The sequence below is a fragment of the Ruegeria sp. AK4 genome, from assembly GCF_056541025.1.
This window is the reverse complement of record NZ_JBQFXS010000001.1, coordinates 222,098-246,867: the sequence shown is the minus strand read 5'-3', so window position 1 is coordinate 246,867 and position 24,770 is coordinate 222,098. Positions and strand designations below refer to the sequence as shown.

General features: G+C 61.5%; 15 protein-coding genes. 8 read left to right on the top strand and 7 right to left on the bottom strand.

Going from position 1 to position 24,770, the window contains the following annotated elements; genetic code table 11:
- Positions 1–240 precede the first annotated feature (240 nt).
- Complete coding sequence (locus tag ACR0EZ_RS01055) at positions 241–1,602, top strand: peptidoglycan-binding domain-containing protein (protein ID WP_480609909.1); 1,362 nt, start codon at positions 241–243, stop codon at positions 1,600–1,602.
- A gap of 63 nt (positions 1,603–1,665) precedes the next feature.
- On the opposite strand, the gene ACR0EZ_RS01050 is transcribed toward ACR0EZ_RS01055, so the two are convergent.
- From ACR0EZ_RS01050 to ACR0EZ_RS01020, 7 genes are read right to left on the bottom strand one after another with little or no spacing between them, the layout of a single operon-like run.
- Positions 1,666–5,010, bottom strand: coding sequence for a CHAT domain-containing protein (locus ACR0EZ_RS01050; protein WP_480609907.1), 3,345 nt, complete (start codon positions 5,008–5,010; stop codon positions 1,666–1,668).
- Positions 5,007–5,594 (bottom strand): hypothetical protein, encoded by a 588-nt coding sequence (locus ACR0EZ_RS01045; RefSeq protein WP_480609906.1) that lies wholly within the window; start codon positions 5,592–5,594, stop codon positions 5,007–5,009. Before ACR0EZ_RS01045 ends, ACR0EZ_RS01050 begins: the two co-directional genes overlap by 4 nt.
- Positions 5,595–5,634: 40 nt before the next feature.
- The gene (locus tag ACR0EZ_RS01040; protein WP_480609904.1) at positions 5,635–7,752 is read right to left on the bottom strand and encodes a caspase family protein; all 2,118 of its coding nucleotides are present in this window, start codon (positions 7,750–7,752) and stop codon (positions 5,635–5,637) included.
- Positions 7,749–8,294 carry a hypothetical protein gene (locus ACR0EZ_RS01035; protein WP_480609902.1) on the bottom strand — a complete coding sequence of 182 codons (546 nt, stop codon included), beginning with the start codon at positions 8,292–8,294 and terminating at the stop codon, positions 7,749–7,751. The genes ACR0EZ_RS01040 and ACR0EZ_RS01035 overlap by 4 nt, the downstream gene beginning before the upstream one ends.
- Positions 8,287–9,702, bottom strand: coding sequence for a sensor histidine kinase (locus ACR0EZ_RS01030; protein ID WP_480609901.1), 1,416 nt, complete (start codon positions 9,700–9,702; stop codon positions 8,287–8,289). Before ACR0EZ_RS01030 ends, ACR0EZ_RS01035 begins: the two co-directional genes overlap by 8 nt.
- A complete protein-coding gene (locus ACR0EZ_RS01025; RefSeq protein WP_480609899.1) occupies positions 9,699–10,769 on the bottom strand; it encodes a response regulator transcription factor in 1,071 nt (356 codons plus the stop codon). The genes ACR0EZ_RS01030 and ACR0EZ_RS01025 overlap by 4 nt, the downstream gene beginning before the upstream one ends.
- Before the next feature lie 39 nt (positions 10,770–10,808).
- Positions 10,809–11,873 (bottom strand): patatin-like phospholipase family protein, encoded by a 1,065-nt coding sequence (locus ACR0EZ_RS01020; protein WP_480609897.1) that lies wholly within the window; start codon positions 11,871–11,873, stop codon positions 10,809–10,811.
- A 224-nt stretch (positions 11,874–12,097) separates the two neighbouring features.
- Between ACR0EZ_RS01020 and ACR0EZ_RS01015 the strand changes: the two genes are divergently transcribed.
- Genes ACR0EZ_RS01015 through ACR0EZ_RS00985 form a run of 7 tightly spaced genes read left to right on the top strand, consistent with a single transcriptional unit; the run spans position 12,098 to position 24,770 of the window.
- A complete protein-coding gene (locus tag ACR0EZ_RS01015) occupies positions 12,098–12,757 on the top strand; it encodes a hypothetical protein (RefSeq protein WP_480609895.1) in 660 nt (219 codons plus the stop codon).
- Positions 12,757–14,589: a S1C family serine protease gene (locus ACR0EZ_RS01010; protein WP_480609893.1), complete on the top strand. Its 1,833-nt coding sequence runs from the start codon at positions 12,757–12,759 to the stop codon at positions 14,587–14,589. Before ACR0EZ_RS01015 ends, ACR0EZ_RS01010 begins: the two co-directional genes overlap by 1 nt.
- A 9-nt stretch (positions 14,590–14,598) precedes the next feature.
- Positions 14,599–15,885 (top strand): hypothetical protein, encoded by a 1,287-nt coding sequence (locus tag ACR0EZ_RS01005; RefSeq protein ID WP_480609891.1) that lies wholly within the window; start codon positions 14,599–14,601, stop codon positions 15,883–15,885.
- Positions 15,885–19,034 carry a virulence factor SrfB gene (locus ACR0EZ_RS01000; protein WP_480609890.1) on the top strand — a complete coding sequence of 1,050 codons (3,150 nt, stop codon included), beginning with the start codon at positions 15,885–15,887 and terminating at the stop codon, positions 19,032–19,034. The genes ACR0EZ_RS01005 and ACR0EZ_RS01000 overlap by 1 nt, the downstream gene beginning before the upstream one ends.
- Positions 19,035–19,060: 26 nt before the next feature.
- Entirely contained in the window at positions 19,061–21,781 is a 2,721-nt protein-coding gene (locus ACR0EZ_RS00995) for a virulence factor SrfC family protein (protein ID WP_480609888.1), read from the top strand.
- Complete coding sequence (locus ACR0EZ_RS00990) at positions 21,778–22,818, top strand: hypothetical protein (RefSeq protein WP_480609886.1); 1,041 nt, start codon at positions 21,778–21,780, stop codon at positions 22,816–22,818. The genes ACR0EZ_RS00995 and ACR0EZ_RS00990 overlap by 4 nt, the downstream gene beginning before the upstream one ends.
- Positions 22,819–22,838: 20 nt before the next feature.
- A complete protein-coding gene (locus ACR0EZ_RS00985) occupies positions 22,839–24,770 on the top strand; it encodes a vWA domain-containing protein (protein WP_480609885.1) in 1,932 nt (643 codons plus the stop codon).

Here is a 24,770-nt window from a genome sequence, read left to right as displayed (position 1 = left end):
AACGAACGCCCACTTTTTAATTTTTTAGCAAAGACTTAACCGAAAGAATCACCCACGGCACCAAGTTCACATTCAGCAACCCGCCAGAAATGGTTGGATGCAATTCGGTGACAATTTTTGTAACATGCATTGAATCACATGTTTACGTAGATATTACGGTGCAACGTATTTGGTATGGAGGTAGCTGAAATGCGGTTTCAGTTTATTAGTAAATCAATCGGTGGCGCGCTTCTTGCCTCCATGTTCATCACTACCGGAGTGGGCCGCGCACAGGCTGATCTTGCGGATGTCATCATCGGCGCAGGTGCTGTGGCAATTATTGGCTGCGCATCCGGAGCCATCAATTGTAAGGGCAAGAAGAAACAGCAAGCGACGCGGTCTCAGCCCCGCTCATCTGTGAATTCGGCGGAGCGTCAGCAAAACATGCAGGTGCAGTCAGCACTGAATGGGTTTGGCTGGAACGTCGGCGGCGTTGATGGCGTGATGGGAAACCGCAGCCGTGCGGCGATCCGGGATTATCAGGGTTACATGGGCTACCCCCAGACCGGCCAACTGTCGGATTGGGAACGTCAGAACCTGATCGACGGCTGGCAGAAATATCAGGCCGGTGCCGGTGGTGCCTATCCGCGCACCATGGCAGCCGAAGGTCCACGCGGGCTGCTGAACATCGGTCGTGATCCGAACTATGCGTCGCGCTACGGCGACCTGGTAGGCACCAATTACGGCGCCAACAATGAAGGCACGATCAACCGCTGGCCCGATAATGGCACTCAGAACGCGGCAATTCAGCCTCAGGCACAGGTGCCTCAGGCGCAGGTACCTCAGGTACAGCCTCAAGGCGGTCAGGTCATCGGGAACGCCGCTGGCACGGTGCCGAAACTGAAGCCGTTGCAGCCTCTGGGTCAGGTTGCGGCATCTGCGGCGGCCCGCTGTGAACTGGTGGATCAAACCACGCGTATTCAGGGCGGCGTCGTTCAGGCGACCAATATGACGGACCCGAACCAGGCGCTGAGCGAGAAGTTCTGCGAAGCGCGCGGATTTGCAATCACGCAGGGCGGATCGGTGGCGTCGCAATATGCGGTGTCCGAAAATGAAATGACAGCGCTGTGCGAACAGATTGCCACAGGGTTTGGCGATACGATTGCCGGTCTTGGCACCGCAGCTCCGGGTCAGGTCATTCCGAACGTGCAGTCGACAGCACAGCAGCTGGGTCTGAGCGATGCTGCAACGATGGGCGTCTACGGGCAGATTTGCATCGGCATCGGATATCGCCTCGACAATGCGGAAATGGCACTGGCCGGCGCGTTGACGATGATGGCAGCCGGGAACGATCCTTACGGCGAACTGGTCGGCCACCATCTGCGTGAAGGATTTGGCGTACAGACCTCTGCCTCGGCGGCGACACCGTGGTACGTGAACGCGATGGACGCGCTGGAGCGTGGCGCAACCCCGGTCTTCGTGCCCAGCACGACGCCTGAGCGCATTCAGGTCATCCGCACCGCGCTGCAGGTTCAGAGCCAGCGCGCAAGCGGCGGCAATCATACATTGCCGAAAGTCGTACCGGTCTCGAATACGCTGCCTGTTCTGGCACCGAAGAACTAAGCGGTATCGACAGACGTTGCAAAATGGTCAGCCTTCGGGCTGGCCATTTTTGTTGGCGCACGCTCAACCACCGCCGATCATCAGGAACGGAGCCCAAACAGACGGGTGGGCATTGGTCAGCAAAGACTGATCGCGCGTTTGATCTTCCGACAGTTCCACCATGGCGCGGCGCAGCGCCTCGGCCTTGCCTGTTCCACTCTGCGACAAACCGACCGTGCGGGTGATAAGCCGCTCGGCTGCCTGATCATCAACCCGCCAATGCGAGGCAAGCACGTTACGAGCGCCCGCCGCGAAGAATCCCTGAACCAGTCCGCCCAGCCCCTCACCGCCCAGCTTGTCCTCACCTGCGGTGTCACAGGCCGAAAGGATGACCCAATCGGCGTCGAGGTTCAGCCGGGCAGCCTCGGACGCCGTCAAAAGGCCATCGCGATCCCACTGCAGTTCGTCATTTGCGGCCAGATCGGGCGTCAGCGCCAGGGCCGGTTCCGACAACCCCTCGAACGCGCCGGACAGCAAGCCATGCGTCGCGAAATGAAGAATATCGGCCTGCGCCAATACGCCTTCGTCATTGAGCGACTTGATCTGAAGCTCGTTCGCCTCGGCACCCAGCCGGACCTCGCTGCTGTCCATGCCGAACACATCGGCCAACGCTTCAATTTCACGCCGCGTGCCGGGCAAGGCCGGCAAAGCGCTGACGGCCTTCAACCGCTCGGACGCGGATCGCAGCATGACCGCATCCGTGCTGGGCAAGGCGGCATATTGCGAGCCGGAAAACTCGGGCGCGCCGATCCCGACATAAGCCAGTCGGCTGGCCGAGGGGCGCTGCGTCCGGCTCGCGCGCAGCGCTTTCAGCGCATGCACCGAGGGCACGACCTGCAAGGCCCGCTCGTGCCCCAACCACCGTATCTGGCGCAGTTCGTCTGCGGTACGGCGCTGCATCGGGGCGTTACTGCGTTCCTCGCCCGCAATCAGGGCGGCAAAGGGGATGCCCATCGTCTCGCCATAAGGCACAAGCGTCCAGACCGGTTTGGAACTGATCAGGTCTGCGATTTCCGGCTCGCCAAAGAACGCATCGTGCAGGCGTTGGGCCGCATCGAACGCAAAAGGGGCCGCAAGCCTCGATGCCGTTTCAGATGTCTCCTGAACACTGGCCAGCGGTGCCCGAAGCGCCGCCATCCGTTCCGGCACCTTCGGGTCGAGCGATTGGTGCAGGGCGCTTATGTCCTGGACCACCTGCGCCCAGTCCAACGGTATCTCGGCCAACACTGCCTTGTCCTGTGTGACCGCCAGCACCAACCCTTTGACCGCCCCGTCACTGGCGCTTTGGGTCGTTGCGGTCAGAAGCGTGATCAGAGCCTCATCCGGGTCCAGAAGGTTTTCCTGCACGTCGATCAGGTCCGTCGGGGCCGGAATCTGCCATTCGAAATACTGGGCGAAATCGGCGGACATGCGGGATCGCAAACGGTCCAGATCCGTGTTCTGCCCTTCGGCGGGCGTGTTCAGAACCGCCTGCTGCCAGTCCGCCGCCAGCTTGACAAGCTCCGGGTCCTCGGCAGCCTCGCGGATCGCTGCCCGGGCGACCGCCACCGATGCAGGGCCATATCCGGCCAGTTGCGTCGCCTCGAACGCCATTTGGGTCATTCGCTCTTTTTCCGCAGCCGGGCTGTCTTCAGCCGCGCGCAATACTGCCGAGGCGTAAAGCTCACCATAAACCTGCCCCTGCAGGTTCAGCGCCGTCGCGTTCACCTGACCTTCCAGCCATTGAAGACCGCGCAGATACAGCAAAAGGGCGTCAGTGCCAGTGCCAAAAGCCTGTGCCGCAAGGGCATAGCGCCCGCTTTTCAGCAACGCCGTTCCATGGGCATCGGCCAGCCTGTAGTCGATTTCCGGGTCGGGTACGGAGTGCTCTGCCCGGCGCTTGTCGATCTGCGTTTCAATCACGTCCAGCGCAAGGTCAAACTGCCCCGCTTCCGACAGGTAAAACGCGTATTTGAGATGTGCGGCATAGGCCTCGAACCTTGTCCCATGCCTGCCCTCCTCATCGGCGAGGCGGCGCAGTGTATCCAGATCATCCGCTGTCGGCTTTTTGCCAGCGTCAGTTCCGTCCCAGAACACCGGCTGATCGCTGGAAATTGGCAAGGCCGAGACCTGAATTTCCTTGTCTTTCGCATGAATTCTACGCGCCTTTGCGCGCAGTGTTTCCCGGTGATGCGGCCCCAATTCCTGAGTCAGGATACCGATCGCAAGCTCATAAAGCGGTTTGGCTTCGGCAAACATCAGACGGTAATTGACCAGAAAATCCGCCAGCGAGAACAATATCTCGGCCCGGCGCGTTGGTGGCGCGGCCTGGGGATGCTCGGTTATCAACGCCAGCGCCGCCAGAAGAGATGTTTCGTAGCCATCCAACGCGCCATTGGCCAGATTGTGAGCAGCCAGATTCAGCAGCGCATCCAATCGGACGGATGGGTCCTCGCTGTTGATGGCGGCGTCTGTGATCTGCCGGTTCAGCGCGCGCGCCGCAAACTTGCGCCCTTCCGCACGCTCGATTTTTTCAAGCGTCCGGCGGGCGAATTGCGTCACGTTGTGCCCCGGCGGCAGGCTGCGCAGCGCGTCGTCCAAAACGGCCTGCGTGACGGATCTGCCCTCGGTTAACTCTCCCGCTCCTTCCAGCGCCATGCCATAGCGCAGGCGAGCGAAAAGCCCCTGTTCGGTGCCCGACGCGCCCTGCCTCCGGTCGATGTCAACAACCCGACGGGCCGGGTCCAGCGCCGCTTCGAACGCACCCAGCTCCGTCAGCGCATTCGTCAGACCCACAAGCGCTAGCCTGAGTTTCTGGCCGCTTTCGCCACCCTTCTGCGCAGCATCAACCGCAGCTTTGAAGGTCCGGCTCGCCTGCTCGGGGTCGCCCATGGTCTGCTGCGCCATGCCAACCAGAATGGCCGTGTCCAGACCGGCGGGACCGGCCAGTTGCCCGAGATGGTCGAGATCAGCCAGAAGCGCCTGCCCTACCTCCAACGCCGCCGGGGTCCGGCCCTGCACCAACAGCAGACTGCCATATTCGTAACGGACATATAGACCCTGCTGACTGGTCCAAAGCCCCTCGGACCGCGCCGCTTCAACGGCTTTTGAGTAGGCGCGTTCAGCGCCCTCGACATCGCCCATATGGAACAACATCTCGGCCACAAGACCGTATTGCGACACGCCGCTTGTCCCTTCGGGGCGCTGCCCTTGATCTATCATCTGCTCAAGCTGAACGGCCAGTTCCCGGGCGGTCGCGAAGTCCTGCGCGATAAGCGCCTGAACGGCTTGCTCGCGCAACGTCTCGGGCCGGGTTTGCGCCGTCACGGGCTGACCTGACAGCAGCAATATGGTGCAGACGCTGCCTGCCAGCGCGATAATCGCCCTCATCCCGGTGCCTCGCAGTTCGGGCGGGTGGTCTGGGGGACAAACAGGGCAACGCGGCCAACGGCAGTCCCGGCGTTGGTGATCCGCAATCTGGCGCGCGTGCAGGATTCGACCCAGACATCCAGCAAAGCGGCAACCCCTTCGACGCCTGTTTGCGGCTGCGTGTCGGCGGCAAGCCCTGTGCCATCTGTGCCGGTCAGAACAACGTCTATGTCCGCACCCGCTGACCCGCGCCAGAGGCGGGCTTCGACCCATGTCAGTTCATGGCCCACAAGCACGACTTCCACCTCATGCGCCTCGCCCGGTGCAAGCTCCAGATCCAGCCGGGCCGCCCCGCCCAACTGACCACGGGATTTTGCGGCCAGAACGGCCTTTAGCAGGTCCGGGCCACGGGGCATGGCTGCCAATTCATCGGCGAAATGCGAAACTGAGAACGGATCTTCGCGATCCAGCGTGCTGCCCTCTGCCAGCAAAACAGACAGGCTGTCGGCCAAAGCCTGCGGGTTGCGAGCCTCAACGGCCCATCGCGCTGCAACCTGTGCGCTGAGCCTGTTGTCCTGCGCGACCGCCGCAGCGGCCCAACACATCGATGTCAGGCAAATCAGGCCTATTGCAACTGTCTTGTATCTACTCAGCAACGCGATCCTTCCCCTCTTCCCCTACCGTTCTCAGCGGCAAGATCACCGCCCCGCTTTGCCGCATGACCGTATCCCCGATCGAGCGGCGCGCGGATTGTCCGAACCCGGCCTCTGTCAGCAGCGCGGTCAACGACGCAGGGTCTGCCGATCTGGTGGCGGGCGGCGCGACAGACGATTGCAGATACCGGAAATCGGCCGGAACAGCACCGGGAACGCCACGCTCGGCCAGTATAACAAGACGCATCGGTCCCGTCGCAAGCGGTGAACCATCGGGGTGTTGCGTCGCCTCGACATAGCGCAGGGTGTCCGCTTCGTTGGCCCCGATCCGCCAGCCGCCTTTCGCGGCATCCCGGTATCCGGACAGGAAATACACCTGATTGTCGGGCGCGATATAAAGCGGCGTCAGATCGACCGGCCATGGGTTGCGGTTTTGAACCGTGACGGAAACAGTGTCGCAGTGCGTTACCCGAGGCACGCCGGGGGATGGGTCCTGCGCGTTCGGATTTGCGCCAACGGTGTCCTTACATACCCCGCCCTCGCCCGCCTGCCCGGCGCGTTGCTGCAGACCGACCGTCAGATTTGTTGCAAGCTCCGTTGCCTGCAAGGACTGTGCGACCGAGAGCAACGAGCGCGATTTCGCATAAAGCTGCAGCATGTTCCGCAACCGAGGCAACTGCGCAGTATCCAATGGAACTGCCATCGCATGTTGCGCTCCGGGTGCGGTTGGTTGCAGGACAAGCTGATCCTCTTCGGCCACGATGCGCAGGTCTGCCTTGTCCTGCTCAAGGCGCAGGCGCGGGCTTAAGTCGCTGATCATCTGCGCGATGCGCTCGGACATCCCGGCATCAACGCCCTGCAGGGACAGCGCCACCGAAAAAGACAAGTCCGTTGGCCGGGACGTTACTTCGGCCGTCAGAACGGGCGCGCGGTCCTGTAGCCAGCGCAGACGGAAACGGGTCGGGTCCAGCCCTTCGGAAGTCAGTTTTCCGTCGAGTTCCGGCTGCGCCCCGGCGGGTAGTGAGCCAGTGCTGTGCGTCAGGGACACCTCGCTAACCACCACCTCGAACAACACCGTTTCGGTCTGGTCGCGCACTGAAAAAACAGTGCCGGGTGTTATGCCGTCAATTCGACCGGCAGCGATGGCAATGTCCTGATCAACCGACAGGGCAAACCGGCCAGCATCCGCTGCGTGCTCGGCAAAGGCGTGGGTTGCGCCCAGCGCTCCTTCGAACTGCGGGTCAGACCGGCCTTTTCCGACAGTCCAGATGGTGGACGTCACCTGCCGCGCGAGGTCTGAAAAGGTGCTTGCCCGCCCCTCACGCAGCGCGCGGGCCAGTGCCCATGTGAGCAGCCCATGGGGCGTTTCTGACCCTGCAACCTTTGCCTCATAGGCCAGCGCCCCGGCCGCCGCCCCGTAGAACCCTGTGAATTGCCCCGAGGTCTGCGCGCTTGGTGGCGAAAGGTCGGCCAACGTATCCGCCCCGGCCCCGGGCGAGTTGTCCGGGTTCAGGTCAACGAACCTGGGCACCAAATCAGTCCCTAAGTCGCGCCGAAAACTGCCCGAGTGGCAGGTATCGGCAATCAGCCAGACATGTGCCCCGGCGGCAATCATCTGGTCGATCCTGGCACCGATTTCATCGTCCAGAACCACGTTCACGGGTGCCCCATCCGCGTCAAAGCCGAAATCTGCGGGCAGGAACACCTCGTCAAAGCCATCGGTTTCCGCAGACGTCGCATGCGCTGGTATCTGCGCCCCATGACCCGCCAGATAGACGGTAATCAGGTCCCCCGGCTTCGCGTTTTCAGCAAGCCGGTTCAGGGCGGTGAGTATGTTGGCGCGGTCGGGAACGGATGGGGTGATACCCTCTGTGCGCAGAAACTCGGGCGCGTCGGTCAGAACGGTGATCTGATGCGCATCGACCCCCATATCTACGAAAACCTGCGTCATCAGGGCCACGTCCGGCCCCGGTCCGCCCAGCGTGTCAAACTCCCGGGTCTGATCGGCTGCGTAGTTCATGACACCGATCATCAGCGCCTTGTGCTCTGCGTTGACGGCCTGCGCGCAAACACAGGCCAAGGCGCTGAACAAAAGGGCCAGACGTCTCATTGCGCTGCCGGGCGGGTCTCGATCACAACCCATGTTTCGGGGCGGATCGTCACCTGTCCCTGCACAAGCGGTGGAGCGCATGTCCAAATAAACCCATCGCGGTGGCAGGCTGATCCGGCGGCCCCAAGTACCTGGTCCGCCGACGCACCGGATTGCGATGCGAACGCCGTAATGCCCTGTGCGTCGGGCACCTGGAAGCTGTCGCTGCCGTTCAGAATCCATATCATCGGTTGTTGCGATGAAACCGGTCCCGCGCCGGACAGTTTGCCATGGCGGTCAATCAAGCCCGGGTCGCCGCGCGCAAGAAACTGAGCCTCGGCCTGATACTGCCCCAGCAATCGCGCTGCGGCCTCACCCTTTGGAGAATGGGCCGAGATCATCTCAAGCGCCGATAACAGCAGCGGCGCGTTTTCCGCCTCAACTGCGGTTTCCGCCAGAACCAGACCCGCCGCAACACGGGCGACGGGGTGATCGGGTTGCGCCGAAACTGCGGAGCAAAGGCAGAGGCCAAGGACGGTTGAAACGATGTGCGTCTTAGTCATCACCGTCCTCCGCAGATTGCGGCAGCGCCGCGCCGTGCACATATGCGGTGACGCGGGTCCCGTCTTCGCCTCCGGCCAACTCTGCCTTGAACCCGTGCTTTTGCGCAATAGCCTTGACCAGCCCCAGGCCCAGCCCATAGCCCGGATTCTCGGCGCTTTGCGCGTACCGGTCGAACGCGTTGTCGGTGAACCCCTCCGGCAATGACCCGTCATTGGAAATCCTCAGTTCGAACTGTCCGGCCCGCTGCTGCAGATCCACCGAGATACCCGAGTTGTCGGGCGCGTATTTCACCGCATTGGACAGCAGATTGGCCAGCAGCAGTTCCAGCAGATGCGTATTACCCGTCACGCACACCGATTTGTCGATCCGTACCGTCAGATCGCGGCCCTGCGCGGTCAGGTCTTCCTCGAAGTCATACACCAGGTCTTCGAGGATATCGCCCAAAGCGACCTCTGGCTCGAACTGGATATCCGCATCCGCTTGCAGGCGAAACAGTTGCATGATCGACTGCAGGCGCGCATCGGCGGCGTCGATGCCCATGTCGATGCGCTGGGCTTGCGCGCGTCTTTCTTCATCGGTTTCGGCACGCACGATCTTGCGCAGGCCGCTGCGGATATTCTGCAGCGGGGTTCGCATTTCATGCGCCAGATGCGCCGACAGGGCGCGCAAATCGGCAAAAAGCTCATCAATCTTGGGCAGCGCCGTGTTCAGTTGCCGCGCCAGTTCGCGCAGTTCGGGCGCGGGGTTTTCATCCTCGAACCGGATGCGGGTTTCGCCCGAGGAATAGCGATCGAGCAAAGTGTTGATCCGCTGCAAATTGCGGCGATAGCGTTGCCAGTGCGCGACCTGCAGCAGAACCATCAGCCCGCACACAAACAGCGAGATGAAACCTGTCGCAAGCGCAAGCCGCCGGGCGCGTTTGGCCTCGGCGCTGGGGGCTTCGATGCCGAACACAAGCGCCACGTCCCCCATGGGCAAAGCCCAGTCACTGGACGCGGCGGCAACATCGACCGACCGCAGTTCCAGATTGATGCCGTCGACGGTGGCTTGCGTCGCTTCGCTGTCAAGCGCCGCTGCTGCGCCGGGGGCGGTTTCCAGCAACACGCGCCGCTTGCCGCCACCGATCTGCCACAGCGCCAGTTCCAGCCGATCCGTTCCTGGCAGAACAATGTTGCGCGACCGGTCAAACGCGGTGGCCAGCCCACTGACCCCAGTGTCTTCTAGGATACGCAGCATCTGCGCCTCGACGCTGTGCAGCGCCCTCTGATCCGCCCTGTCGGCAGCTGTAAAGACCGAAACGCAGAAGACCGCAGCCAGCATCAGGTACACGCCCAGCGCTGCGTAAAACAGCCCCTGCCCTGTCACCATGCGCAAGGGCTGTGGGAAGGCTGCGGCCCTTTTGTTCACGGTCCCGATCCTATTACCGGCGGAATGCGCAACAGTTCTTCGGACAGAAACACATAGGCGTCGCCGTCGGTTGCCAGAAATTCAGGATACTCGTCGCCCCGCTCACCAAGCGCCGATTTGAAATCGCGCACCAGCCGGTGCCGCGCGGCTGTCACCGGGTTCGAGCCGACATCCATGAAGGTTTTTTGCCAGACATCCAGATAGATCATCCGTTTGGGGATCGGCAGGCCTTCGCGTTCGGCCAGATAGATCAGCATCTCGCATTCTTTTGGCCGAAGCTCGACCCGTGTGCCGCGCCAGCGTACTATTCTGTCCTTGCGATTGATCTCGAGCGGGCCGAAGACCATCGTTTCCTCTGAGATCAGCGGGCGCAGCAAAACCTGAACACGGGCGCGCAATTCGCCCTCGTGCACCGGTTTGCAGATGTAGTCGTCCGCCCGCGCCGTTTCGAGGCCGCGAATTCTGTCCTCGATGGAGTCGAGCGCGGTGAACAACAGCGCCGGAATGCGGATGCCGAGGTCGCGCAACCGGCTGATGAAGGTCAGGCCATCGCCGTCGGGCAGGCCACGATCAACGATCAGGGCATCGACGGGACCGGCCTCGAACCGGTCCTGCGCCTCTTTCAATGTGCGCACGCGGGTTGCGTCCATTCCGGCGTCGCGCAGAACGTCGATGGCCCAATCGCCGATCTCCTCTTCATCCTCGACGATCAGAATGCGCGGAGGCTGAGCCTGCAGTTTCAGCGCCTGAACACGGGTCAGAAACTCTTCGTCCGTTCCGTCGGCGGACATGACGTCGCTTGCGCCAACAGCCAGCAGCGCGTCGCGCCGGTTGCGGAAGCTGACGCCGTGCGACAGGGAAAACAAAACCAATATCCGAGACGCGGTTTGCGAGACCTCTGCAAGCCGGGCATCCGCCTCTTCATCCGGCAGCGTTTCTGTATCCAGAACAGTCACAGTCCCTTCGCCGGAACTGGCGACAGAAAGTTTCTGAGCATCCAGTATGGCTATGCGCGCGGCCTTTTTTTCGGGAATGCCACCCAGATATGAGACATCAATTGTTTTCATGCTAAAATTCCCAACTGCCCAAATGGTGCGGAAATGGAATTATCTGTCAACCGTTTCAGTGACTAATGCGCTGCCGGTCAGCGGCAGTGGCTCTGAAATCAGGCGCTCGGCCAAAAGACCTGCGGCTTCGAACAGCCGCTCTTTGCCCGCGAAATCCGCGAATTTCCGCATGTCGCTTAATTCGCCGGGTTTCAGGGAAAAGGACAGCGCCTCGAACGTGTCGCGGGTCAGGCTCATGTCGTAATGGTCGTGCTGCAGGGACGGGCCGAACATCTGCGCCATGTCGCGCATCAGTTCCTGCGACAGTGCCTCGGCATCCTTGATCAGGCCGAACAGACCGCGAAAGGCGCGCAGAACCGAGACCCGGTCCACCAGGTCTTTGCCGGAATAGGTCGGCCGCGAACTGCCGGTTCCAAGCGAGATCAGAGCCGCCCGGCGAGCTCCCGCTTCGCGGGTCAGCCGGGTCAGCAGATAGGACGGATCGTTGAACAGACTGAAACCGCCATCCACCAACCGGGTCTGACCGAGACCCTTCAAGTTCAGTGTGATCGGAGAAAACAACCCCGGCGCGGCGGTGCTGGCGCGCAACAGGTCAGACAGCGGCAGCATTTCGCGGCGAATTTCTGCGGACAAGATCGTATCGATATCGCTGTCAACTGTCGTAAAAGCAATGGCTTTTCCGCGCTGCAGGTCCTTGGTCAGCACCGTCAGATCGCATTCCAACTGGCTTCGGTCCAGCAGCCGCCCTTGGGTGCGTTGTTCGAAGAAACTGTGCAGCAATTCGCTGTCAAAGACATCATGCAGCAGGGGAACAGCGCGCTTGCGCCGTTTGAACCCACGGGGCACGTCGCGCAGATAGAAGTCGGCGATATCCTGGGCCGAAAGCCCAAGCGCGACCCCGGCGGCGATCACCGCTCCGGTGGAAGTCCCCGAAACGGAATCGAAGCTGTCGCACAGCCGGTAGGCAGGTCCGTAAGCGTCTTTTCCAAGCGCCTCGAAACGCATCAGCATCGCGGCTGGAATAACCCCAAGCAGGCCGCCTCCGGAAACCGACAAAAGCGTCTTCTGAGTTTCGTTTCTTTCTGCTGTTTCAAAGTCGAACATGACCCAAATCCCATACGTGTTTACCATTTGGTAACTTCGTAGCGGGTACGGTTAGCCGTTTGAAATGACAGCTTTTGTAATCGGGTGGGCATGACATTTTTTGTAACTGATCGCAGTCGCAGAATTGCGTTGACCATCAGTGTTGAGTCACGTTTACTGACTTTCGATTTGTAGGGGGTGTTTTCGTTTTGCTCCGAATTGTCTCGGTCTTTTTTGGCACTGCATTGCTTGTCGCAATTGTCGCCTGGTCCGCTGCCGCGCTGGTGCCGGCATGTGGTGCCGGGGACCGTGTTGCAGCCACATGGTTCGACTGGTGCCCCGTGAACAAGGCCAAAGAGACCGAAGCGCAGTTGGCGGTTCTGGAAGGTCAAAACAAGATTTTGCTGGATCGCATTCTTCAGCGCGAGCGCGAGCTTGCCCTGATACAGTGCCAGCCGGAGGAACCCCAACAGGCAGCCCTGCCGGAACCGGCCCCGCTGCCCGAAAAGATCGATCGCGGGGATTGGGAAGGCCGGCGCATCGGATTGCTGGAAGGGTGTTGGGAACTGGATTCCAGTTTCGTGACAACCAACCGCACCACCGGCGTTGAAACCACGTACAACCAATGGATCATGTGTTTCGATGCAAACGGTGTTGGCCGCGAAGAGATGCGCGCCGCCAACGGCAACAGCTGCGAGGGCCCTGTGACCGGCGCATTTGACGGCAGCGGCGCGCTGATCATTGAAGAACCCGGCGATCTGTCCTGCAGCGATGGCGGCTATATCTACCGCCTGCGCAGCAGTTGCGAACTGAACCAGGCCGGCACGGCAAACTGTGTCGTGACACAACCCGAGGTCGGAAGTTCCGCAACCGTAGAATTCCGCCGATCCACAAGAGGCAACTGATGGCCGAACATTTTCTGACCAAAACACAGATTGAACTGAAACAATGCCTCGAGGTTGATGGCGAACTGGCGATCGAGGGTTTTGCGGCCCTGCAGGACGCCCTCAAGTCAGCCGGGGGGGATGAGGCTGCCCAGCTTTTCGCCGAGCCTTTGCTGAGCCGCGGCAATGATCAGGTTTCGCCATCGGTGTCCTGGTATACAAACGTTCAGGGCAACGCCACGCCGTTCGGGCGGCTGGATGAGGCCTCGCAATCGGCGCTGTCGGCAGAACTGACGCGCAGGCTGGAACCGCTTCGGTCCGCTTTGAGTGATGAAAACAGCGGCCTGCTGGGCAGTGCGTTGCATATTTCCGACCTGAACGATGTGTGGTCCGTGGATGGCACGCCGGTCATTATCAACTGGGGCATGATGCCTGCAGGCGCCAAGCATGATGCAGACACGCGCAAGGCGCATTACGCCCAGACCCTCGGGCGCTTTCTGCCGCTGGCAGCGCCGGTCGCCGCGTCGGCGGTTGCAACCGCCGAGGTGGCCGCGCCCGCACAGGCCGCATCCCAAGCTTCACAAGCCCCCGGTTCCGCCTCGGTCGCACCGCCGGTTGGTGCCACGGGCGGCACGACCCCGCCGCCTCCGCCCCAGGCGCCGCAGCCTGCCGCCGCCGCACCGCAGCGGGTGCCTTTGTGGGCGTGGCTTCCGCTGTTGCTTCTGGTGCTGATTGCGGGTGTCGTGTTGATCTGGCTGCTGATCCCCGGCAATCGCATTTTCCCGGAACAGGCGGGCGACAAGGCCATTACTGATGAGGCCGCGCTGGCCGCAGTGGCAAACGCCAACAAGTCGCTGGAACAGCGGCTGGCCACGTTGCAAACCGCCATCGACGGTGCCGTTTGCGAGGCGGACGGAACCCTTCTGATGCCCAACGGACGCACTATCGAAGGGCTGCTGCCGCCAAACCCCAATGATCGCACCGACATCCCCGGCGCGATCCGGCCCGCCGAGCGGACAGCCATTCTGCCCCCCGATCCCGAGCGCGTGCAGGTTCCGGACTCGGACGGCCCGAAGGACACCAAATCGCTGCTGGCCTATATCGAAGAGCGCACCGCGATTGTGCTGGCCCCTTCCCCGGCAGGTCTGGGCAGCGGCTCCGGGTTCTTTGTGGGCCCCGATCTACTGGTCACGAATTACCACGTCATCGCGGCCCCCGGTTCGACAATCTATGTCACCAACAACGCGCTGGGTTCCCTGCGCGAAGCGCAGGTTCTCAAAACGTTGGGTCCGTTGGAAGCGACCGGAGGGGATTTTGCCCTTTTGCGGGTCGAAGGGGCGCAACAACCGTCCTTCAACGTCTTGGATTCAAACGAATCACTGCGCCTGCAATCTGTCATCGCGGCCGGGTATCCCGGCGATCTGTTGCAAAGCGATGCGCGGTTTCAGCAATTGCGGGCGGGCGACCGGACAGCTGTGCCGGAATTGGCCGTCACGGATGGAACGGTGTCCACCGAACAGCAGATCAACCCGCAGTATAAGGTCGTGGTACACTCTGCACCGATCTCAAGGGGCAACTCCGGCGGGCCGCTTGTCGACATGTGCGGCCGTCTTGTCGGTGTGAATACATTCGTCAAGGTCGGGCCGATGCGCAGCCTGAACTTTGCCCTGTCCACGCCCGACCTCATGCAGTTTCTGAACGGCACCGGCGCGCTGCCGACGGTTGTGACCCAGAACTGTGCGCCACAGATCCAGCGCCCGCTGCCACCGGACAGCGCGCAGGCTTCGGGAGTGCCGGAAAGCACCGAGGCCCCCCTACCCAAGCTTCCCACGCTGACGCCGAAAAGCGAGTGAGTTGGCGTAATGTTTGAAGCTTTCCTCGCAAACACATCAACGCAGGGCCTGTCCCCGCTTGGAACCGCACCGCAGCGGTCGTTCGAGCTGATCACCGGCACCGTGCGCGACAAACTGGGCGAGCGGCACGCCGCTCTGTTCGCCGAACCGGTGGCGACGCAATATGGCGACCGGTTCGACTGGTACGCGACCACCGCGGGTGAGCCGCGCCAGTTGGACAGTTTCGACGAAGACGTACGCGGTGAAATTGAAGACGACTTTCAGTCGCTGCTGTCCGATATCACCGAATATGGCCAGTCGCTGCTGGACAGCAAAGACCCCGACCAGCAGCGACTGGGCGAGGCTTTGTGCAACGCCGTGCAGCATCCCGGACCTGACTGCGTTTATGTGCTGGAAGACGGGGACACCAAACAGCCGGTCATGCTGAACTGGGCCTGGGTGTCCGACAATCAAGCCGCCGTGACCGGTGACCTCAGCGGGGCCGAAGGGGCCGCGCGGGCGCAAAAGAAAGCGGCGGCGCAAGCTGCGGCGACGGCGGCCTCTGCCGCTCAGCCAACCGGTCAGGACACGGCGCCTGCAGCCGTTGCCACTGCTGACCGGGGCCCCCTCAACCTGTGGTGGCTGATGTGGTTTGGCTGGTTGTTGCTGCTGCTGATGATCGCCGCGATCTGGTATCTGATGGTCGAAGCCTGCGCCCTGCGCCTTCCGGGCGTGGAAAGCTACTGCCCGCCTCCGGCTGCGGAGGCTTCGGAAGAGGAACGCCGCACGCTTTGGTTGAGGGACCGGATTGCCAGCCTGGAACGACAGATTGGCATGGCCGACCGGGCCTGCCAGCCTGAAAAGGTGTTGGCCCCGATCCCCGACCCGAAAGACCGGACCGAGGCCGCCCCCGATGTTGATAGCAACAGGCTGACCGAACGCGGCGCGCGCGAAGGGAAGCTGACGATTTCGCTGCTATGGGACTCGATTGCGGATTTGCACATGGATGTGCGGTGCCCCGGCAGCCAGATCATCAACTACGACAACCGGTCAGCCTGTGGCGGAACGCTCGATATCGGCGGCAACCACGATATCACCACAGCCGTGCCCAACGCGATTGAAAGCATGTATTTCGACGCGCCGGCAGACGGGACCTATTTCATATCAATCTCTCTTTTCCACCCACACGGCCAAAGCACGACGCAACCGTTTCGCCTGCGGGTCAAAGAGGGCAGCAAGATCAAAACGTTCACAGGCTCGGTATCCCAAAACCAACCGGCCTGGACCGCGATATACGAAGTCGGAAAGGGTAACTAATGCTCAGAGATCGCAAACCACAAATTCGTAAACTCGCGAATTTGCGCGATGAAATCACTCTGATTCCGTTTTCAGGCACGCAAATGCTGGATTTCGGCTTTGACATTGCCAAGCTGGAAATGCGCCCGCTGCGGTATATCGAACGGGTGACGGGCGAGCAGGATGGCGAGAAGATCCTGACCCTGTTCCCCCTGTCCGGCGACGATACCCGCGATGCCGAGGTGCTGGATGCGCGGCAGGACGACGATGATGAGTATTCCGTCCGCGTTACCGCCGCGCTCGATCCGTTTCTGGACAAATGGGTGCCCATTCCGTTCCTGCGGCAGAAAAGCCAGCGCGGGCATGCGGGTGAACTGCAATTCGATCCCGGCCCGACAAGCTGGGCGCGGATGCGGACGGTTGAACTGGCCGAACCCGATCCGGAAACCGGGCACACCCACCGCATTCAGATCGCGCTGGATACGGCGTTGGTCGATTTGCAGCAGGACGTGAACTATGTTGCGCCTGAAAAGTCTGACGCCGAAAAGGCCCGCGATTTCCGGCTGATTTCAGAACCCAATGACATGCGCTGGTTCCTGCGCCGCCCCGAGACGGATGAAAACGGCAACATGCTGGATCATCAGCGCTGGGTCTCGGACTGGCTGAAAGAGTTGTTTCTGGATTTCAAACGTGCCGAACGCCCCGGTCGCCGGTTCGCAGAAGAGGACCTGCCCCACCGGTTCGAACACTGGGCGCGCTACCTTGCCTATTTGCACGTTGTGCAAAAGGCCGCGAACCCGCCGACCATCCGCTTTGCCAATACGGTCAGCCCCCGCGATGCGGTGACGCCGGTGAATGTCGATTTGGTACTCGACGTTGGCAACAGCCGCACCTGTGGCATTCTGATCGAACAGTTTCCGGGCGAAACGCGGGTCGATCTGGCCCGGTCTTTCCCGCTGGAAATCCGCGACCTGAGCCGCCCCGAGTTTCACTATAGCGGCCTGTTTCCCAGCCGGGTCGAATTCTCGGATGTCCGGTTCGGCGATGACCGCTATGCCAGCCGGTCGGGTCGGCGCAACGCATTTCTGTGGCCCAGTTTCGTCCGCATCGGCCCCGAGGCGGTGCGGCTGGTACAAGGCGAAGAAGGCACGGAAACCCTGTCGGGCCTGTCCTCGCCCAAACGCTATCTCTGGGACAGCGCCGCCGTGCAGCAGGACTGGCGCTTTCACAACCATATGGACCCGAACAACCTGCCCAAGGCGGTGCGGTCAGCCATGCGCCACCTGAACGAGGCGGGCGATGTGATGAAACAGGTCCGGTACGAGGAAGAACAGCGCCTGCGCCGTCGCGGGGAAACGCCGACGACGCCCGCCATTCGTCCGCGTTTCTCGCGCAGTTCGCTGTTCGGGTTCATGATGGGCGAGATTATCGCCCACGCCCTGATCCAGATTAACGACCCTGCGGGCCGGTCCCGCCGGGCGCAATCGGACCTGCCCCGACGCCTGAACCGCATCATCCTTAGCCTGCCGACCGCAACGCCCATCAAGGAACAGGCGATCATCCGGTCCCGCACGCAGGGCGCGCTGAGCCTGATCTGGCATCAATTGGGTCTGGACAACGCTCAGAAACCCTATTCGACAAAGCCCGAGGTCAAGGTGGATTGGGATGAGGCCTCGTGCACGCAACTGGTCTACCTCTACAGCGAACTGACGCAGAAATTCGACGGTCGGCTGGACACATTTATCGATCTCAAGGGCAAGCCCCGGATGGCCCCGTCGGGGGCCGAAGAACCCTCGCTGCGGCTGGCAAGCATTGATGTGGGTGGCGGCACCACCGACCTGATGATCACCACCTACCGGAACGAGGCAAACCGCGTTCTGCACCCCGAACAGACCTTCCGTGAAGGGTTCCGGGTTGCCGGCGATGACCTTGTGCACCGGGTCGTCAGCGCCATCGTCATTCCGCGCATTCAGGAATCCATCGAAGCCGCGGGCGGCGTGTATGTCGCCGAGAAATTGCGGGAACTGTTCGGCGGCGATATCGGCGGACAGGACCAGCAGGCGGTACAACGACGACGGCAATTCTCGCTAAGGGTGCTGGTGCCACTGGCTGAGGCCACGCTGGCCCATTGCGAAACATCCGAAGAATTCGAACGCTTTGACCTGCCGGTTGCCCGCATTCTGGGCATGCCCGAACCGGTCGAGCCTGACGAGCAGGAGAGCGAGGAAGAAACCACGCCCGTCACGCCGTCCGATCCCCCCCCTGAAACCGACAGCAGCGGAGAAGTTGGGTCGGAAATCCTGTCATACGTCGAGGACGCCGCTGCCGCTCTGGGCGCGCGGGATTGGAAACTGGCGGATCTGATCCTGACATCCTCGCGCGAGGATGTGGATGCGATCAGCCGCGAGGTGTTCCAGCGCGTTCTGGGCAATATGTGCGAGGTGATCGACCATCTGGGCGTCGATGTGGTTCTGCTGACCGGGCGGCCCTCGCGCCTGCCCGCCATTCGATCCATTGTCGAAGAAATGCTGGTGGTTCCACCGCACCGACTGATCTCGATGCATCAATACAAGACCGGCCGCTGGTATCCGTTCCGTGATCCGGTTTCGCAGAAGATCGGCGATCCGAAATCGACGGTGGCCGTTGGGGGCATGCTGATCGCGCTGTCGGAAAACCGCATCCCCAACTTCAAGGTCACAACCGGCGCATTCCAGATGCAATCCACCGCGCGCTATGTCGGGGAAATGGACATCAACGGCCAGATTCCCGACGCGCGTATTCTGTTCAGCGATGTCGATCTGGATTCTGACGGGTCCAGCAACGACACGGCGACCGTGAACCTGTATTCCCCGGTCTATATCGGCTCGCGCCAGTTGCCGCTGGATCGCTGGACCACGACGCCGCTGTTCCGACTGGATTTTGCGGATACCGGCAACCAGACCCGGCCCCTGCCGATCAAGGTTGAACTGCGCAAGACCGATTTCGACGACAGTGATGGCGAGACCAGCGAAGACAAGCTGCGGCGCGAATCCATGCGCGAAGCGTTCGAGATCGATCAGGTCGAGGATGGCGAAGGCGGCGCGATGAAGTCCAGCGAGGTTATCCTGCGCCTGCACACCCTTGGTTTTGAAGATGAATACTGGATCGACACTGGCGTGTTCCAGGTCTGACCCGTTTGAAGAGATGAGACGATGAAATGAGCCAACAAGACGCCCTGTCCGCCCGCTGCACCGAGGTCGCCCGCCTGTCGCGCGCCGCGCTGGAGTGGATCAACGATCCTGAAAACGAAAAAACCGTCGAAGGCCGGGTTGCCCATCTGCCCAAGGTTCTGCGCAAAAGCGCACGGCGGGCGGAACGGCTGAGCCGCGCGGCGCAAACCAAGATGAGCGTCAGTGTTTTCGGCCCGTCGCAGGCCGGTAAGTCCTTTCTGGTCTCGGTTCTGGCGCGCCCGAACGAGGGGCGACTGGTGGCGGATTTCAACGGGCCGGGCGGCAAGCTGGACTATATCAGTCAGGTCAACCCGGCGGGGGATGGCGAATCCACCGGTCTTGTGACGCGCTTCACGATGACCAAGGCCCCTACCCCGGATGGCTTTCCGATCCAGCTGAACCTGCTGACCGAGGCGGACATTGCCCGCACCCTGATCAACAGTTTCTACGAAGACGGCGACCTGAGCGAAGAACCCCCGACCCCCGAAGCGCTCGAGGCGCATTTCAAGGCGCATTCCGGCAAGGCGCAAGGCGCGCCCACTGGCGGGCTGGACTATGAAGAAGTCTATGAGATCGCCGATTATGTGCAGAAATGGGTCAGCAAATCGTCTTATGCCTTTAACCTCGGCGGGTTCTGGGACGAGGCGGCGGAACTGGCCCCCCGGCTTTCACCCGAAGACCGCGGTCAGTTTCTTGCGATCCTGTGGGGCGGTTATGAACCTCTGACGAACCTCTACATCAAGCTGTCCAAAGCGCTGGCGACTATTAACCATGCCGAGGTGATCTACGCCTCGCTCGACTCGCTGCAACCGCGCGAGACGTCGATTATCGACGTGAATACCCTGTCAGGTCTGTTCGGCCCCGAAAACGAGGACATGCTGTCGATCCAGACCGCTGCCGGTCAGAACGGTCAGTTGAACCGGGCGGTGACAACGGCACTGGCGGCGGAACTGGTGTTTCCGATGGACGAACAGCCCTCGCCCTTGTTTGCCGAGACCGATCTGCTCGACTTCCCCGGTGCCCGCAACCGGTTCGAGGCGCCATTGTCTGTGACCCTTCGCAACCCGGAAGAAGCCGTTACCAACATGCTTCTGCGCGGCAAGGTGGCCTATCTGTTCGACCGCTATGTGTCGAACCAGGAAATCACCTCGATGCTGCTCTGCGTGCCGGACAGCAATATGGAAACGCTCAGCCTGCCGGGGCTGGTCGAACAATGGATCGAACTGACCCATGGCGCTACCCCGGATGAGCGGGCCAAGAACGACTGCATCCTGTTCTTTGTGATGACCAAGTTCGACAAACACCTGATCGACAGCGCCTCGGGCGCGGAAGATTATGAGCGGTTCGAACGGCGCATGGACGCCTCGCTGCTCAAGGGGTTTGGCAAGGTGCCGACGTCCTGGGTGCATAAATGGGCCGGGTCCGAGCCCTTTACGAACTGCTACTGGCTGCGAAACCCCTATTATCCCATTGAGGCGCTCATCCGCTACGAAGATGATCGCGAAGTCGAAATCATCCCCGAAAAGGTCGAACGGGTCTCGCAGCTCAAGGCCGGATGCCTGCAGGCAGAGCCCGTGCTAAAGCACTTCAAAGACCCCGATCGCGCGTGGGAGGCCGCCCTTGGCCTGAACGATGGTGGCGTCAGCTATCTGATCGATGAGTTGACCAAGGTCTGCAAACCGGAAAGCAAGTTACGCCAGATCAGCACTCAGGTCGAAGCCGTCGCCGCATCCTTGCATCAGGAACTGGCCCAGTTCTATGTCTCGGACGACGTCGAACAACGCATTGAAGAGAAACGGGTGGCCGCCGCCGGGATCATCGACGGCCTGGAATTGACCCTGTCGAACCACCGGTTCGGAGCCTTCCTCAAGGCGCTTTCGGTGGATCAGGACGCGGTGCAGGATCGGATTTCGCGGGTGCCGTCCTCGATCCGTATCACCAACGCGGTGGCGAACGAGGCCCCGAAACCCGCTGCGGCAGCGGCCCCGGCCGCCGCGACCTCGCGCCCTGCCCGTCCAGGGGCACCACTACGCCCCGGTGCGCCAGCCCGTCCGGCTTCACCTGCGGCTGAAGCCCCGGTGGCGCAACAGGCCCCCGCCGAGGAAGAAGCCGCCAAGCCAAAGGCAAACACGATCCGGACCATGACGCCGGAATCCTTTCAGGCGTCGACGGCTGTTTCCGTTTGGATTGAAGAACTTAACCGGTTCAAAGAAGACGAAGAACGCCTTGCCGTCTACCAGTTGAATCAGGAAAAGGCGGGCGATCTGGTCAATGAGATGATCCACGGGCTGTCGCGCACCAATGTTCAGGACGACATCATGGAGATGCTGCGCGCGATCTCCTATGGGCTGACGGTGGACAAACAGGCCCCCTCGGCAGCGATCGTGTGTTCGGAACGCATCAACGGTTTCGTCACGACGCTTGGCGCGCGGGATGTGCAGGATGGCAAGGGTCTGGACATTGATCTGGGCGACGGAAACAGCCGGAAAGCCTTTGCGCCGCGCATTGGGGCCGACAGCGCCGAAAGCCTGCCCGAAACCCCGCGCGCCGCGGCAACCGACACCTGGACCGACTGGGTCTTTGCGCTGGATTCGCTCTTTGTTGAAAACGCCAAGGACAGTGATGCGGGTACGGTCAATATCGAACAGAACATCAAACTTGGCGGCGTCCTGACCGAGCTGTCAACAGGAACGGAGCAGCCCTCGTGATCGAGATCAGGCCAGATCCCAAACACCCGCATGGCGGCTTTGCCGAACTCACCATCTCTGGCGCCGTGGCCGAGGGTGACCCGGTGACGGTTGCGGTGTTCAACAGCTACCAGCAAAAGTGGCTCAGCCCCGAAGGGTGGCAGGCCAACAAGGCAGCCATTCCCGCCCGATCCGCAATTCAGAACGGTGATGTGCTGCGGCTGATCGTCGGCCCCGAAATCGTCAATCAGATCGAAGAGGATACGCCGATCCGGATCGAGGTCGGCGCGGGCAGTTGGGATACGTATTGGCCGGATGATATCAACGCCGGGCCGGACGAGGCTATCATCGGCGGCATCGGCGGCACCGGTGCAACGCCGGAAGCCAAAGCGCCCACAGTCATGGCCGCCGCGCCCGAGGCGGATAGTTCCGAAACCGTGCTGTCCGCAACGGAAACATCTGATGAGGATCAGGAAGCGGCAGCGGAAGAAGACAGCGCGACCGAGGACAACACAGGTGATGAGGACAAATCCAGCTCGATCGGCCTGATAGCGGGCATTGCGGCACTGGTTCTGCTGCTTGCGGGCGGTGCGTATTTCTTCCTGAACATGTCGGACGAACCCGAGGTCGACGCGACCGAAACCGCCGTTGTCGAACCTGAACAGAACGCCCCCGCAACGGACCCCTGCGAACAGTCCCAATTGGCGGAACTGTCGTCCCAAGGCTTCACCGCATTGGCTGGCAAAATACGCGAGTGCGGCAGTTCGGTATCCGCCGACAACGCACTTGGGTTTGTCGAAAAGGCAGCCAATTCCGGCGATGCGGACGCGCTTGCGCTGTTCGGAACGCTCTATGACGCCACCGTGACCGACGACGTGATCGAGGGGCAGATCGGCCTGACCTTCCCGGACCAACCCTCGCGCGCGGCAGAGTATTACAGCCGTGCCGCCACAGCAGGCTCGGAACAGGCCGCCACACACCTGAACGCGGTCTGCAACCGGCTCAGGCTGAAATCCGACACCCTGTCCCAAAGCGCGCTTGAAGATTATTGCCAGTGAACCTGAGGAGCCCAACTATCATGCAACTCGCTTTGACATTCCGGCTGGCCTGTCTGACCGCGCTTCTCTGGGCATTTGTACCGGCGGATGCGGTGGCGCAGCAGCGCAAACCGCTGCTGCTGGAGGGCACTCAGACCATCTATCAACGCGTCCTGACCCGCCCCGGAACGACGGGCCATGCGGCAGCGAACGGGCCTGTTCAGGTCACCTACCCCGCTTTTCAGCCGCTTTACGTGTTTGCCCGCGAAGGTGACTGGCTTGAGGTCGGGCCCAGCCCCAACGCCGCGCCGGAAGGGTGGGTTCAGGAAAACGGAACCGTTCCCTGGAAGCAGAACATCGTAGGTGCCTTCACCAACTCGGCCGGGCGCAGCCGCCAGTTGCTGTTTGATACGCAGGGCGATCTGGACTGGCTGATGAATCACGAGGCGCTGCGGGACATTCAGGAACGTCTGGTCGCCGAAGCCTCGGCCGGGGTCATAAACGGGGAAAACGGTGTGGTTTCGGTTGAACCGCAGGAATTCGTCAACATCAAGGATGAGCTGTACCTGATGCCGATCCTCGACTTCACCGAGGCGCTGCACCCGCTGACATATGACGAGATCCTGATGATGCAGGTCGCGTCGGTCCCGAAACAGAAAGATACCTCGGGCGCGCAGGAATTGCAGGGCGAAACATCGGCCTTTGATGTGGGCATCGTCTTTGTTCTGGACACCACGCAGTCGATGGAACCCTATATCGCCGCCACGCAGCGGGTGCTGCAAAACACCGTGCGGCAGATCGAAGGCACGGAAATCGGCGAGTTGGTGAATTTCGGCGTGATCGGCTTTCGCGACAACACCGAAGCGGTGCCGGACCTGGAATACCGCACCAAAACGCTGATGGATGTCGACCGCCGAAGCGATCAGACACAGGTTCTGGCGGCAATCGGTCAGGCTACCAATGTGGCACGGGCTAATTCTCCGGGCTTCAACGAGGACAGTCTGGCCGGGGTTGAGGACGCCATCGACAAGATCGACTGGGATCTGACCAAGGCCGATGGCGACAAGATTGATGCGCGCTACGTGATCCTTGTTACCGATGCCGGCCCGAAAGACCCGCGCGATCCGAACGCCCGGTCGGAAATCGGCACGGTTGAGCTGCAGAAAGACGCCGAAGGCCGGAATATCGTCATCATGACACTGCACCTGAAAACCCCGAACGGGTCGGGCAACCATGCCTATGCCGCCGGAAAATACCGCGAGTTGTCGCGTTTTGCCGGGCGGGAATACTACTTCCCGATTGAGGGCGGTTCCGAAGAAGCGTTCGAAGGCGTGGTCAGCCGCGTTGTTACCGCCCTGACCGACCACGTGCGGCTGGTGCGCGGCGAAAAGACCGTGCTGAACCCCGAAGAGGCCGGAGAGGGTCTGGTCGAACTGGGCCGCGCCATGCAGCTTGCCTGGCTGGGTGAGCAGAAGGGCACACAGGCCCCCAGCGTGATCAAGGGCTGGCTGTCAAACCGCGCGGTCGAGGCTCCGGACCGGCTGGCCATCGAGCCCCGCCTGCTGGTGACCAAGAACGAAATGGCCAGCATGGCCGAGTTTCTGGATAACCTCGTCCGTTTTGGCGAAACCGCGCAAAGCTCGGAACAGTCGCTTGATTTCTTCTCGCAGGTGCGCGGTCTGATCGCGGATATGGCGCAAAACCCCGACCTGCTGGTCAATGCCGATGCCGATACGCTGGGTGGCGCGATGGAGTTTCTCGACCGGCTGCCCTATCAAAGTCAGGTTCTGGGCATGAGCGAGCAACGCTGGGCCGAAAGCGCCATGTTCCGCCGCAGCGTCATCGACGGCATGCGTCAAAAACTGGCGCAGTACCGCAAATGGCTGTTCGACAGCTCGGTTTGGACCCCGCTCTACGACGGAGCGCCAGATGGCGAACATGTCTTTGCCATGCCTTTCGATGTGCTGCCTTAA